Here is a 12,899-nt window from a genome sequence, read left to right on the forward strand (position 1 = left end):
TGCCCTGATGTCGGTTTCCTGCCAGCGGGCCCCTCGGGCGGCCGCGTAGCCTCGGGCCATGCCCATCAGCTGGTCCGTCCTGCCCAGCCCGGTCGGGGATCTGCTCCTGATCAGCCAGGACGCCGCCCTCACGGGGTTGTTCTTCAGCCCGCACAAGGCCTCGCACAAGCACTGGGACGAGGTGCGCGCCAGCGGCGTCGAGAACCCGCAGGAACCGGTGATCGCCGCCACCCGCACCCAGCTCACCGAGTACTTCGCCGGTGACCGCACCACCTTCGACCTGCCGTTGCAGCCGGCCGGCACGGGATTCCAGGTGCGGGTGTGGGAAAGGCTGCGGCTGATCGGCTACGCCCGCACCGCCTCCTACGGCGACATCGCCGCCCAGCTCGGGCTGGTGCCGGGCGCCTCCCGGGCGGTGGGCCTGGCCAACGGGGCGAACCCGATCTCGATCATCGTGCCGTGCCACCGGGTGATCGGCGCCAACGGCTCGCTCACCGGATACGGCGGCGGGCTGGAACGTAAGCGCTACCTGCTCGACCTGGAACAGGGCAGCGCCCTCTTCTGAGCGCCGGTCCGCTGCCGAGGGTCTACTTCCGGGTCTCGACCGGGTCGGGGAGCATCCGGCCGGGCGAGAGGATGCCCTCCGGGTCGAGCGCCTGCTTGATCGCCCGCATCGCCGTCATGTCGGCCGAGCTGCGGGTCAGCGGCAGCCAGCGCCGGTTGGCCAGGCCGATGCCGTGCTCGGCGCTGATGCTGCCGCCCAGGGAGGCGACCAGGTCCAGCACCGCCTCGGTGACCGCGCCCTGGGCGTCCTCCTCCACCGCGTTCAGCAGGTTGACGTGCACGTTGCCCTCGGCGATGTGCCCGAACAGGATGGGCACGGCGTGCCGGGCCACCGAGCGCACCACGGCCGCCAGCCGCCGCTCGAACACGGTCAGCTGGTTCAGCGGCAGGGCCACGTCGAGCTTGACCGGCACCCCCTCGGCGCTGATCGCCTCGGTCTGCAGCTCACGCAGTTCCCAGAGCCGGCGGCGGTCGGCCGCGGTGGACACCAGCACGACGTCGCGTACGCAGTCCAGCCCGGCCAGCAGCTCGGTGAGCTCTTCCAGGGTGTCCGGCCGGCCGTCGTCGTCGGCCAGGTCGAAGAGCAGGTAGAGCGGGTGCGGGCGGTCGAACGGCCGGGCCAGTCGCTCGTGCTCGAGCACCAGCTGCAGGCCGTCGTGGTGGAAGAACTCGGCGGCCTCGAGCCCGGTGAACTCGTGCTGCACGGCCCGCAGCACGGTGAGCGCGTCGTCCACCGTGCGCACCGCCACCAGGGCCGTGCCGACGATCTTGTGCGGGCGGATCAGGTCGAGCTGGACGGCGGTGATCACCCCGAGGGTGCCCTCGCTGCCGATCATCAGCTGGACCAGGTCGTAGCCGGTGTTGTCCTTGGACACGCCGGACATCCGGCGCACCACCGAGCCGTCGGCCAGCACGGCCTCCAACCCGCGGATCCGGAACCGGGCGGCGCCGTGGCGCATCACCCGCTCACCCCCGGCGTTGGTGGCGGCGATCCCGCCGACCGTGGCGGTGTCGCGGGCGGAGAAGTCCAGGCCGATGTCGAGACCCGCGCTGCGGGCGGCCCGCTGGGTCTGGGCCAGGGTGGCCCCGGCGCCGGCCATCAGGGTGCGGCCGAGCGGGTCGAGCGGGCCGACGGAGTCGAGCCGGGTGAGGCTGAGGACGACCTCGCCGTCCTGCGGCACCCCGGCCCCGACCAGCCCGGTGTTACCGCCCTGGGGCACCAGCGGGACCCCGGCGACGGCGCAGGCGCGGACCACCGCAGAGACCTGGGCGACCGTGGCCGGCCGGACCACCGCGAGCGGTTTGCCGTGCCAGCGTCTCGTCCAGTCCTGCGCGTAGGGCGCGACCGCGTCCGGATCGGTGACGACGTGCGTGTCCCCGACGATCTCGCGCAGGCCGGCGAGCAGGTCCACTGCGGGCATCCCTCCTAGTACCACGGTGACGTGGTGGCGGCGGTGCTTGCGGTGCGCACCCGGACGGCTACCGTCCGGGATGTCGCATTCCTCCGCGCGCGACTTTAGCGTGCGGACCGGCACCGGCCGGAGGGCCGGACCACACGTTCCGCCAATGGAGAGTTACCTGTAACCCTGTGGTTTCGCAGAACGGTTGTAGTTCGCCAGCTGAGCCGGTACCTGCCGGTCGTAGGGCAGGTCGGGCGAGGGGAACGGCGGGCCGTAGCTGTTGCGCACGCTGATCACGCCGGCCCAGTGGTGCAGTGCGAGGTCTTCCTCGGCGTCCTGCGGCGGACCGGTCCGGCTCTTCAGGGCCACGTCCTCGAGCGGGAGGCTGATCAGCACGATCTCGTCGAACTCGGCCGTCGTCGGCGGCCGGGAGTGGTTGGACCGCCCGGCCACCAGGTGCTCGACGACCGCGTCGAGCCCGGCCAGCTTGGCCTGCGGGTCCTTGACCAGGCTGCCGGTGCCGCGCACGACGATGCTGCGGTAGTTCATGGTGTTGTCGACCTTGGCCCGGGCCAGCACCAGGCCGTCGATCAGGGTGACGGTGACGCACAGCTTGAGGTCACCGTCGGCGGCCAGCTCGGCCAGCCGGGACCACTGGCCCACCCGCAGGAGCAGTTCCTCGCCGACCCGGGCGTGGATGACGGGGACGACGATCGGGTCACCGCTGTCGATGTACGCGACGTGGCACATGAACGCCTCGTCCAGCGCCGAGTTGATCGCCTGGGCGTCGTAGCGGGTCTGGTCGCTGCGGCGGGTGTAGGTGGGCAGCTGGTCCTCCGCCGCCACGGAGTTGCCCGCGTTTACCGCGTTGCCCGAGTTCCCGGCACCGGCAGTGTTCGGTTCGGTCGTCATACGTGCCGACCCTGCCCGACCCGGACTACCTTCGCCAGTTTCGTCACCGCACCGGTTGCTTTCGTCACTCTTGGCATTCTTCCGGTCACCACCCGCCATCGACTGCCGTTCCAGTCTCGCCGAGGAACTGCATGGGCGCAGGCGCAGACCGCGGCGACAGACGAATCCGTCGCCTGCCGGTCACCTGCCCGTCACCTGCCCGTCACTTGCTCGGTTCGGGCACCTTGCAGTCGACCTTCGGGTTGGCACCCATGTAGTTGAGCGGGCCGGCGATGATGCTGACCGCGATGGTGCCGGCGTCGGAGCAGCTCACGTCCGGGTCCTTCTCGCTGTCGAAGTAGCCCCGCTGACCGGAGGCCAGGACACCGATGAGGAGCCAGACCACGATCACCACTGTCAGGATTCGCATCGCTTCCTCCGAGTGTCGACGCCGATTCTTCGGTCGGCCGGGAAAAGCCGGATGAATTCCGGCCTTCCGGACCTGACCGCTGATGATCACGATAGTGACGGTCGGGGATTGCGCCACTTGTGATCAACACCGGCCGCGTCGCGGCCCCCCGGACGGGCGGGATGCGCGTCAGGGCAGCGGCATTCAGCGACTGGCGAACCGTCTTCCGACCTGGTCCGCCCTGTCCTCCGAATTGTGGACAGCCCGCACGACGTGCCACCCGGACTTGGCGGCGGACTCTGGGCCAGCCTTAACAACCGTCCTAGAATCGGGACTGCATTCGGGCCACGAGCGGGGGGCGGACGGGTGAGGAACGACCAGCGGGCCCTCGTTCTGGCCGGGGGCGGAATCACCGGGATCGCCTGGGAACTGGGCATGATCGCCGGTCTGGCCGAGCTGGGGGTCGACCTCTCCGCGGCCGACCTGGTGATCGGCACCTCGGCGGGCTCGGTGGCCGGGGCACAACTGCGCTCGTGCACCCCGATCGACCGGCTCTACGCCGAGCAACTGCGTGAGGTGCGGGGCGAGGCCCCGGCCCATCCCGGCCGGCGCACCCTGTTGCGGCGTGCGCTGATCGGCATCACCCCGGGCACCCGCACCAAGACCCGCCGGCGCATCGGCCGGGCCGCGCTGGCCACGCGCACCGTTCCGGAGAGCGACCGGCGCACGGTGATCGAGAGTCGGCTGCCCGAGCGCACCTGGCCGCAGCAGCCGTTCAAGGTCACGGCGGTCGATGCGGCCACGGGCGAGTTCGTGGTCTTTGACAACGATTCCGGGGTGCCCCTGGTCGATGCGGTGGGGGCCAGTTGCGCGGTGCCGATGGTCTGGCCGCCGGTCACGATCAGGGGGCGCCGCTACATCGACGGCGCCGTGCGCTCCTGGGCCAACGCCGACCTGGCCGAGGGCTACGACCGGGTGGTGGTGCTCGCCCCCTTCACCGCCGTGCTCCGGCGGGGCGGACGGGTACAGTCCCAGCTCGACGGCCTGGGCCCGCAGGTGCGCAAGGCGGTGATCGTGCCGGACGCGAACACCCGGCGGGCGATGGGTTCCAACCCGTTCGACCCGGCCTTCCGGTCGGATGCGGCGAAGGCCGGCCGCTCGCAGGCCCGGCTGGTACGTGACACCGTTGCCGTCGCCTGGGGTGAGCCACCCCGCTGATCACCGCTGATCAGGGGCGGGGGTGCTCCATCCAGTACTCGGTGAACTCCCGGCAGCGGCCGTCCCGGTCCAGCCGGATCACCCACAGGTTGCTGAAGGTCGTGGCCGGATAGCGCGTGGTGGCCCGCACCACCTGCACGTCTTCGGTGCAGGAGACGATGTCCCAGTCCATCGCGAAGGAACCCGGAACATCGCCCCGGGCAATCCATCCCGCCACGATCGCCTCCCGCCCCACCCACGGCTGCGCGTAGGGAGCGGTGAAATAGCGGGCGTCGGAGGCGAAGATGCCCCCGATGTCGTCCGGAGCGTTGCTCTGCCAGGCCCGCAGATAGGCGGCGATCCAGCTACCCAACATCGCGGCGTCGGCCATGGCGCTTTTCTACTCTGTCGGGATGGACGAGCGACAGGCAATTCTGGCCCAGGCGCTGCAGGAGAACACCGAACTGCTGAGCGCGCTGGAGCGGGACCACGCCCGGATGGTCGAGGCGTCGCTCGACTCCAACGCCGACGACGAGCACGACCCGGAGGGCGCGACCATCGCGTTCGAGCGGGAACAGCTCACCGCCGCCCTGACCCGCACCCGCGCCGCCCGGGCCCGCATCCACGAGGCGCAGGCGGAACTGGCGGCCGGTCGTTACGGCATCTGCGCGGGCTGTGGGCAACCGATCGCGGTGGAGCGCCTGGAGGCGCGGCCTCTGGCCACGCACTGCATCAACTGCGCCAACAACAACGGACGTCCGTGAGCCCCTTTCGGGGCCCACAAACGTCCATTGTTGGAAGGGTTTTGAAACTCAGCCGGCCAGGGTGCGCAGGCGACGCAGCACCTCGTCCTGACCCAGCACCACGGCCACGGCGTGCAGGTCGGGGCTGCGGGTGGAACCGGTCAGCGCAACCCGGACGAGCTGCGAGGCCTCACGGATCGAGCCGGGGTAGGCGTCGGGGTTCTTCTTGAACTCCTTCGGGCTGGGCGCGAAGTCGTTCTTGGCCGCCGCCTCCCGGATCTGGTTGAACCACTCCGGCTGCTCGTCCAGGTGCTGGTAGCCCTCGACGAACGTGTTCATGAACGCGGTGACCACTTCGGGCGCCAGGTTCAGGCCGGCGACCCGCTCGTCGGCGGGACCGGCGACCGGGGTGAACAGCGCGGGCAGGAAGAAACCGTACTGCGGGCCGAAGTCCGACCACTTGCGCAGGTCCTTGCGGGGGTTCTCGACGCCCTCGCGCTCCACGCCGATCGCCTTCACCGCGTTGTCCCGGTCGGCCTTGAGCACCTCGGCCAGCTGGGCGTCGAACTGCTCGGCCCAGGCCAGCACCTGCTCGTAGACCTGCTCGGAGCTGAGCGTGGCGATGTAGTCGGCGCTCATCCCCTCCAGCTTCACCAGGTCGACCAGCGGCCCGGCGACGCCGAACTGGTCCAGCTCGAGCGGGGTACGCAGGGCTTCGTCCAGGGGGAGCTCAGCGAGCCGACCGTTGGCCAGACCCCGCAGGTAGTACTGCACGGCGGGGGCAGGGAAGCCCTGCTCGATGTAGAACTCGACGCCCGCTTCCGGGTCTTTGCGTTTGGACAGCTTGCGCTTGCCCCCGGGGATCATCTTCATCAGGGGGGCGATGTGCGCGTAGGTGGGACGCTCGAAGCCCAGCGCGTCGAACAGCTGCAGGTGCAGCGGCACCGAGCTGATCCACTCCTCACCCCGGATGACGTGGGTGACCCGCATCAGGTGATCGTCCACGGCGTGCGCGAAGTGGTAGGTGGGCAGGCGCGGGCTGGTGGCCGAGCTCTTCAGGATGACCGCGTCGTTGCGGTTGGCCTCGTGCTGCAGCTTGCCGCGGATCGCGTCCTCGAAGCTGACCCGGCGCTCGCCGTCCTCCGGGGCCTTGAACCGCACGACGTAGGGGCGGCCCTCGTCCAGCGCCTTCTGCACGTCCTCGTCGGCGGCCTTGCGCCAGATCGCCCAGCGGCCGTAGTAGCCGGTCGGCGCCTTGGACGCCTCCTGCCGGGCCCGGATGTCGGCCAGCTCCTCGGGGGTGGCGAAGCACAGGTAGGCCTTGCCCTCGCGCAGCAGCTCACGCACGAAGGTCAGGTACAGGGTCTCGCGCTGGGACTGGAAGTACGGGCCGTACTCGCCGCCGGCCAGGGCCGACTCGTCCGGCTCGACGCCGAAGTACTCGAACGCCCGGGTGAACTGCTCGGCCGCGCCCTCGACCTCACGGGCCTGGTCGGTGTCCTCGACGCGGAGTAGGTAGTGGCCACCGGTGCGGCCGGCCAGGTCCTTGTTGATCATGCCGACGTAGAGGCCACCGATGTGCACCGAACCGGTCGGGGACGGGCCGAGCCGGGTCACCATCGCACCTTCCGGCAGCTGCCGGGGCGGGTACTTCTGTTCCAGCTCGGCCGGGGAGGGGAGGTCGGCGGGGAACAGGGAGTCGATGACCTGACGGTCAAGCATCATGAGTCCAGTCTGTGTATTCCTTAAATGCGTCGCATCAACTGTAGTGCTGGCGTCGTCGCCTTCCCACTTGCCGCTCTGCGTATAGTTGACAACAGCGGCTTCGACCCGGCCATCACCGGTGAGCCTCCGGAAGAACAGAGGGCTGTTCCAACCGCCCTCCTACTAGACCCGGACGTCCTCGGCGCACGTCACAGCGTCTTCGAGCGGCATCCGTCCCCCGGGACAGGTGCAAGCGGGGTGGTACCGCGGAGCCACGTGCTTCGTCCCCGCATGAGACCCGAAAGCTCATGCGAGTGACGAGGAGAGTCCTTCCGATGGCCGAACCCACGTTCGCCACCCCCTTCGCCGGCCTCCCCACGCGGATCGATCTGCCCGCCACGGATCACAAGATCATCGAGTGGTGGAAGCAGAACCGGATCTTCGAGCGCACGCTGGAGCGCACGAAGGACGGCGCCCCGTGGGTCTTCTACGAAGGCCCGCCGACCGCCAACGGCGCCCCCGGCACCCACCACGTCGAGGCCCGGGTGTTCAAGGACCTCTTCCCGCGCTACCGCACGATGAAGGGCTACGCCGTACCCCGCCAGGCCGGCTGGGACTGCCACGGTCTGCCGGTCGAGCTCGCGGTGGAGAAGGAGCTCGACCTCAAGGGCGGCAAGCCGGACATCGAGAAGTTCGGGATCGCGCCGTTCAACCAGCGCTGCCGCGAGTCGGTGACCCGTCACGTCGGTGAGTTCGAGAAGCTCACCGAGCGGATGGGCTACTGGATCGACCTGGAGAACCCCTACGAGACGATGTCCCCGGAGTACGTGGACAGCGTCTGGTGGTCGCTGAAGAAGATCTTCGACGACGGCCGGATGAGCGAGGACTTCCGGGTCACCCCGTACTGCCCGCGCTGCGGCACCGCACTGTCCGACCACGAGGTCGCGCAGGGCTACGAGAACGTCAAGGACCCCTCGGTCTACGTCCGCTTCCCGCTGGTCGAGCCGCTGGCCGGGCACGCCGACGCCGAGCTGCTGATCTGGACCACCACCCCCTGGACGCTGGTCTCCAACACCGCGGTCGCCGTCCACCCGGACGTCACCTACGTGCTGGCGAAGAACGACAAGGGGACGTTCGTGGTCGCCCAGCCGCTTCAGGCGGCTGTGCTGGGTGAGGACGCCGAGGTGCTCGCCGAGTTCCCCGGCCGCGACCTCGAAGGCGCGCGCTACACCCGTCCGTTCGATCTGATCGAGATCCCCGACGCGCACCGGGTGGTGCTCGCGGAGTACGTGACCACCGCGGACGGTACGGGTCTGGTGCACCAGGCGCCCGCGTTCGGTGCGGACGACCTTCTGGTCGCCCGGGCGAACGAGCTGCCGGTGGTCAACCCCGTGGCCGGGAACGGTCACTTCAAGGACGAGGTGCCGCTGGTCGGCGGGCTGTTCTTCAAGGACGCCGACGAGCCGCTGATCATGGACATGAAGAAGCGCGGCGTGCTCTACCGCTCGCAGCGCTTCGAGCACTCCTACCCGCACTGCTGGCGCTGCCACACGCCGCTGATGTACTACGCGCAGCCGGCCTGGTACATCCGCACCACCACCGTGCGACAGGAACTGCTGCGGGAGAACGAGCAGACCAACTGGCACCCGGAGCACATCAAGCACGGCCGCTTCGGCGACTGGCTGGAGAACAACATCGACTGGGCGCTGTCCCGGTCGCGCTACTGGGGCACCCCGCTGCCGTTGTGGCGGTGCGAGGACGAGCACGTCACGGCGATCGGCTCACGCAGGGAACTGGGTGAGCTGATCGGCCGGGACCTCTCCGACCTGGACCCGCACCGTCCGTTCATCGACGAGATCACCCTGCCCTGCCCCACCGAGGGCTGCGGGAAGACCAGCACGCGGGTGCCCGAGGTGATCGACGCCTGGTACGACTCCGGCGCGATGCCGTTCGCGGCGATCGGCTACCCGCACGTCGAGGGCAGCGAAAAGGCTCTGGAGAAGCGCTATCCGGCGCAGTACATCTGCGAGGCGATCGACCAGACCCGCGGCTGGTTCTACTCGCTGATGGCCGTGGGCACCCTGGTGTTCGACCGCTCGCCGTACGAGAACGTGGTCTGCCTGGGTCACATCATGGCCGAGGACGGCCGCAAGATGAGCAAGCACCTGGGCAACATCCTGGCGCCGATCCCGCTGATGGACGCGCACGGCGCCGACGCGCTGCGCTGGTTCATGGCCTGCTCCGGCTCGCCCTGGAGCCCGCGCCGGGTGGGCCCGGGCCCGCTCGACGAGATCACCCGCAAGCTCCTGTCCACCTACTGGAGCACGGCCTCGTTCTTCAGCCTCTACGCCAGCCACGTGAACTGGGACCCCTCGGCCGCCCGGCCGGCGGGCGAGCGCAGCACCCTGGACCGCTGGGTGCTGGGTGAGCTGCACGCCCTGGCCCGTGACGTGGACCAGAAGCTGGAGAACTACGACACCGCCGGAACCGGGCGCGTGCTGGGCGACTTCGTCGACGACCTGTCCAACTGGTACGTCCGGCGCTCGCGGCAGCGGTTCTGGGAGGGCGACATGGACGCCCTGGTCACCCTGTACGAGTGCCTGGACGTGCTCACCCGCCTGCTGGCCCCGATCGTCCCGTTCATCACCGAGGAGGTCTGGCAGCTCGTCGTGCGGCCGGGCAACACCGACGCCCCCGAGTCGGTGCACCTGGCCGACTGGCCGGTGGCCGACGAATCGCGGATCAGCGCAGCGCTTTCGGAGGAGGTGCGGTTCGCCCGCAACGCCGTGGAAGCCGGCCGGGCCGCTCGTAAGGCGAGCAAGGTGCGTGTGCGGCAGCCGCTTTCGGCCGCGTTCGTCGGACTTCCGGGCAGCGTCACGCTCTCCCAGGCGCTGCTCGACGACATCGCCGAAGAGCTGAACGTGAAGAAGCTCGACACCCTGGCCTCGGCCGGTGCGGTGGTCGACGTCGAGGTGAAGCCCAACTTCCGTGCTCTGGGCAAGCGTTTCGGCAAGCAGACCCAGGTGGTGGCCAAGGCCCTGTCGGCGCTGCCGGCCGAGGACGTGGTGGCGGCCCTGCGCTCCAGTGGTGCGGTGCAGGTCGAGTTCGAGGGTTCGCCGGTCGACATCACCGCGGAAGACGTTGTGGTGACCGAGCTTCCGCGCTCCGGCTGGGTGGTGGAGACCCAGCGCGGCGTGACCATCGCGCTGGACACCGAGGTCACGCCCGAGCTCGAGGTGGAGGGCCTGGCCCGCGACGTGGTCCGGGTGGTGCAGCAGGCCCGGCGCGACGCCGATCTGGACATCTCCGACCGGGTCCGGCTGGTGCTCACCGCGCCCACCGAGGTGCTGGACGCGGTGCGCGCGCACGAGCAGTTCGTGCTCGGCGAGGTGCTGGGTGACTCCGTCGAGCTGGCCGAGCACACCCCCGACGGCTCCCCCGACGCACTGTCGGGCGGCTTCGGCGGGATCGTGGGCGAGGTCGAGGTCACGGTGTCGGTGACGAAGGCCTGATCTTGCAGTAGAACCCGACAGGGGACGTCGGTGAGGACTCGAAATCGAGTCTCACCGGCGTCCTTTGTTGGGTTTCGGGGTTTTTCGCATCCCCGAGCCCTAGGCTCCGGTTGTGAGCATGCTGCTGGACACCGTCATCTTCGGGCTTCTGTTGCTGGCCGCCGGACTGCCGCTGACCGTCTTCCTCGGCGCCTGCGCCGGCCTCGTCTGGCTGCGGCTCGACCGGGTGCCGGGCTGGTTCTTCCTGGTGGGGATCGCGGTGTGCGCGGCGGTCTGGGCCGGTACCGAGATCTGGACGGCCGGGATGGACGAGAGCGACCCGGAGATCGTGGTCGGCCTGTTCGTCTGGCTCAACGCCCTGGTCGCCCTGCCGGCACTGGCGATCGGCTGGCTCGGGCAGCGCCGGTTCGGAGGGCGCGGGTTCGGGCGGCGCAAAAGCGGGCGGCCGGACAGCGTTTCCGCTGCCCGGCCGCTCGTGCCCTGATCAGGCTTCGCCGCGGATGAACTTCTCCACGTCTTCCTTGGCCTGACGGTCCTCGACCTGGACCGGCGGGGACTTCATGAAGTAGGCGGAGGCCGAGACGACCGGGCCGCCGACGCCACGGTCCTTGGCGATCTTGGCGGCGCGCAGGGCGTCGATGATCACACCGGCCGAGTTCGGGGAGTCCCAGACCTCGAGCTTGTACTCCAGGTTCAGCGGGACGTTGCCGAACGCGCGGCCCTCGAGGCGCACGTAGGCCCACTTGCGGTCGTCCAGCCACTGCACGTAGTCGCTCGGGCCGATGTGGACGTTGCGGGCGCCCAGGTCGTGCTCGATGTTGCTGGTGACGGCCTGGGTCTTGGAGATCTTCTTGGACTCCAGGCGGTCGCGCTCGAGCATGTTCTTGAAGTCCATGTTGCCGCCGACGTTCAGCTGGTAGGTGCGGTCCAGCACCACGCCGCGGTCTTCGAACAGCTTCGCCATCACGCGGTGGGTGATGGTGGCGCCGACCTGGCTCTTGATGTCGTCACCGACGATCGGTACACCGGCGTCGATGAACTTCTGCGCCCACTCCGGGTCGGAGGCGATGAACACCGGCAGGGCGTTGACGAACGCCACGCCCGCGTCGATCGAGGCCTGCGCGTAGAACTTGTCCGCGTCCTCGGAGCCCACCGGCAGGTAGCTGACCAGGACGTCGACCTTGCGCTCCTTGAGCACGGCGACGACGTCGACCGGCTCCTCGGGCGACTCCTCGATCGTCTCGCGGTAGTACTTGCCCAGGCCGTCGAGGGTGTGACCGCGCTGCACGGTGACGCCGGTCGGCGGCACGTCGGCGATCTTGATGGTGTTGTTCTCGCTGGAGTTGATCGCGTCCGCCAGGTCGAAGCCGACCTTCTTGGCGTCCACGTCGAACGCCGCGACGAACTCGATGTCACGCACGTGGTAGTCGCCGAACTGGACGTGCATCAGACCGGGGACGGTGCCCTGCGGGTCAGCGTCGGAGTAGAAGTGGACGCCCTGCACGAGCGAGGACGCGCAGTTACCTACGCCGACGATGGCAACGCGGATGGACATGCGTTTCTCCTTTTGGTTCTAGCGGGATCGTGATCGGTGAGCGGGAGCCAGGCTGGGGTCGGCTACCGGTCACCGTCGTCAGGGGGGTGGGTCATGTTGCTCGCCCGCTCGGTGTCGATGAGCTCCGAGAGCCACCGCACCTCGCGGTCAACGGATTCGAGTCCGTGCCGCTGGAGCTCGAGCGTGTACTGCTCGGCACGTTCCCTGCTGCGCTGCATGGACTGCCGGTAGCCCTCGCGCCGTTCTTCCAGCCGGCTGCGCCGGCCCTCCAGGATCTGCAGGCGGGTGACCGCGTCGGTCCTGGCGAAGAAGGCGAAGTGGACGTCGAAACGCTCGTCCTCCCAGGCCGCGGGGCCGGGATGACTGACCAGGGACTGGAAGTGTTCCTTGCCCTCGGCGGTGAGCTCGTAGACGATCTTGGCGCGGCGGCCGCCCAGGGGTGATGCCGGGGCGCCCGTCTCGACCGTGACCGGTGTGCCGCCGGCCTCGCGGATCCACCCCTGGGCCAGCAACGACTTCAGGCAGGGATAGAGCGTGCCGTAGGACAGCGCCCGGAACGGGCCGAGCAGGGCGTTGAGCCGTTTGCGCAGCTCGTAGCCGTGCAGGCCGGACTCCTGGAGCAGACCGAGGACGGCCAGCTCGAGGACGTCGCCGCGACGACGGCTCATGCCGGTACCTCCTCTTCCCTGTTCCACGAGCGGACGGTGCGGGTGTGTGGTGGGTCTTCCGCGTCCGTTACATCGACCCAATGTATCGGAGCGATATATCCGAGCTTCCAGATGAAGATACGACGGAGTTAACCCCGGGACAAGGCCGGGTGGATCACAGTCAACGTGGGCAAAGAAGCCAGGTTGGTCACACCCAAAGCCGCTCTGGGCGCAGACGGCCCACAGTCCGACCCCTTACCCTCGTCACCGGCGGATT

The 12,899-nt window shown here is 69.3% G+C and carries 12 protein-coding genes; 5 read left to right on the top strand and 7 right to left on the bottom strand.

The annotated features are described in order from the left end of the window. The first annotated feature begins 58 nt into the window (after nt 1-58). On the top strand, nt 59-565 hold the full coding sequence (locus tag QSK18_RS05330; protein ID WP_285616825.1) for a methylated-DNA--[protein]-cysteine S-methyltransferase: 507 nt from the start codon (nt 59-61) through the stop codon (nt 563-565). A 22-nt stretch (nt 566-587) separates the two neighbouring features. Here the strand turns inward: QSK18_RS05330 and QSK18_RS05335 are convergent, their stop codons facing one another. The 3 genes from QSK18_RS05335 to QSK18_RS05345 form a co-directional block, all read right to left on the bottom strand. Next, entirely contained in the window at nt 588-1,985 is a 1,398-nt protein-coding gene (locus QSK18_RS05335; RefSeq protein WP_285616827.1) for an FAD-binding oxidoreductase, read from the bottom strand. Between the two features lie 153 nt (nt 1,986-2,138). Then, entirely contained in the window at nt 2,139-2,876 is a 738-nt protein-coding gene (locus QSK18_RS05340; protein ID WP_232808817.1) for a pyridoxamine 5'-phosphate oxidase family protein, read from the bottom strand. Between the two features lie 202 nt (nt 2,877-3,078). Next, nucleotides 3,079-3,285, bottom strand: coding sequence for a hypothetical protein (locus QSK18_RS05345; RefSeq protein ID WP_232808818.1), 207 nt, complete (start codon nt 3,283-3,285; stop codon nt 3,079-3,081). 345 nt (nt 3,286-3,630) lie between these two features. Between QSK18_RS05345 and QSK18_RS05350 the strand changes: the two genes are divergently transcribed. Next, entirely contained in the window at nt 3,631-4,482 is an 852-nt protein-coding gene (locus tag QSK18_RS05350; RefSeq protein WP_232808819.1) for a patatin-like phospholipase family protein, read from the top strand. Nucleotides 4,483-4,492: 10 nt separating this feature from the next. Here the strand turns inward: QSK18_RS05350 and QSK18_RS05355 are convergent, their stop codons facing one another. Further along, nucleotides 4,493-4,852 carry a nuclear transport factor 2 family protein gene (locus QSK18_RS05355; protein ID WP_232808820.1) on the bottom strand — a complete coding sequence of 120 codons (360 nt, stop codon included), beginning with the start codon at nt 4,850-4,852 and terminating at the stop codon, nt 4,493-4,495. A 22-nt stretch (nt 4,853-4,874) separates the two neighbouring features. Between QSK18_RS05355 and QSK18_RS05360 the strand changes: the two genes are divergently transcribed. Continuing rightward, complete coding sequence (locus QSK18_RS05360; protein WP_232808821.1) at nt 4,875-5,225, top strand: TraR/DksA family transcriptional regulator; 351 nt, start codon at nt 4,875-4,877, stop codon at nt 5,223-5,225. Between the two features lie 48 nt (nt 5,226-5,273). Here QSK18_RS05360 and QSK18_RS05365 read toward each other — a convergent pair whose 3' ends face one another. Continuing rightward, nucleotides 5,274-6,926 (bottom strand): glutamate--tRNA ligase, encoded by a 1,653-nt coding sequence (locus tag QSK18_RS05365; RefSeq protein ID WP_352396467.1) that lies wholly within the window; start codon nt 6,924-6,926, stop codon nt 5,274-5,276. A gap of 317 nt (nt 6,927-7,243) precedes the next feature. Here QSK18_RS05365 and ileS point away from each other — a divergent pair, with 317 nt between their 5' ends. Both ileS and QSK18_RS05375 read left to right on the top strand, forming a co-directional pair. Further along, the gene (ileS, locus tag QSK18_RS05370) at nt 7,244-10,420 is read left to right on the top strand and encodes an isoleucine--tRNA ligase (RefSeq protein ID WP_285616838.1); all 3,177 of its coding nucleotides are present in this window, start codon (nt 7,244-7,246) and stop codon (nt 10,418-10,420) included. A gap of 112 nt (nt 10,421-10,532) precedes the next feature. Continuing rightward, nucleotides 10,533-10,904, top strand: coding sequence for a hypothetical protein (locus QSK18_RS05375; RefSeq protein ID WP_285616840.1), 372 nt, complete (start codon nt 10,533-10,535; stop codon nt 10,902-10,904). Here the strand turns inward: QSK18_RS05375 and QSK18_RS05380 are convergent, their stop codons facing one another. Both QSK18_RS05380 and QSK18_RS05385 read right to left on the bottom strand, forming a co-directional pair. Further along, the gene (locus QSK18_RS05380) at nt 10,905-11,975 is read right to left on the bottom strand and encodes an inositol-3-phosphate synthase (RefSeq protein WP_232808825.1); all 1,071 of its coding nucleotides are present in this window, start codon (nt 11,973-11,975) and stop codon (nt 10,905-10,907) included. It abuts the gene before it with no gap. Nucleotides 11,976-12,037: 62 nt separating this feature from the next. Next, nucleotides 12,038-12,643, bottom strand: coding sequence for a helix-turn-helix transcriptional regulator (locus tag QSK18_RS05385; RefSeq protein ID WP_232808826.1), 606 nt, complete (start codon nt 12,641-12,643; stop codon nt 12,038-12,040). Nucleotides 12,644-12,899: the final 256 nt, after the last annotated feature.

It is taken from the genome of Kineosporia sp. NBRC 101677, from assembly GCF_030269265.1.
Lineage (GTDB): Bacteria > Actinomycetota > Actinomycetes > Actinomycetales > Kineosporiaceae > Kineosporia > Kineosporia rhizophila.

Coding starts and splice junctions, on each gene's coding strand:
- QSK18_RS05345 (WP_232808818.1), bottom strand. CDS start 3,285: ATGCGAATCCTGACAGTGGTGATCGTGGTCTGGCTCCTCATCGGTGTC.
- QSK18_RS05365 (WP_352396467.1), bottom strand. CDS start 6,926: ATGCTTGACCGTCAGGTCATCGACTCCCTGTTCCCCGCCGACCTCCCC.
- QSK18_RS05340 (WP_232808817.1), bottom strand. CDS start 2,876: ATGACGACCGAACCGAACACTGCCGGTGCCGGGAACTCGGGCAACGCG.
- QSK18_RS05360 (WP_232808821.1), top strand. CDS start 4,875: ATGGACGAGCGACAGGCAATTCTGGCCCAGGCGCTGCAGGAGAACACC.
- QSK18_RS05355 (WP_232808820.1), bottom strand. CDS start 4,852: ATGGCCGACGCCGCGATGTTGGGTAGCTGGATCGCCGCCTATCTGCGG.
- ileS (WP_285616838.1), top strand. CDS start 7,244: ATGGCCGAACCCACGTTCGCCACCCCCTTCGCCGGCCTCCCCACGCGG.
- QSK18_RS05385 (WP_232808826.1), bottom strand. CDS start 12,643: ATGAGCCGTCGTCGCGGCGACGTCCTCGAGCTGGCCGTCCTCGGTCTG.
- QSK18_RS05335 (WP_285616827.1), bottom strand. CDS start 1,985: ATGCCCGCAGTGGACCTGCTCGCCGGCCTGCGCGAGATCGTCGGGGAC.
- QSK18_RS05330 (WP_285616825.1), top strand. CDS start 59: ATGCCCATCAGCTGGTCCGTCCTGCCCAGCCCGGTCGGGGATCTGCTC.
- QSK18_RS05380 (WP_232808825.1), bottom strand. CDS start 11,975: ATGTCCATCCGCGTTGCCATCGTCGGCGTAGGTAACTGCGCGTCCTCG.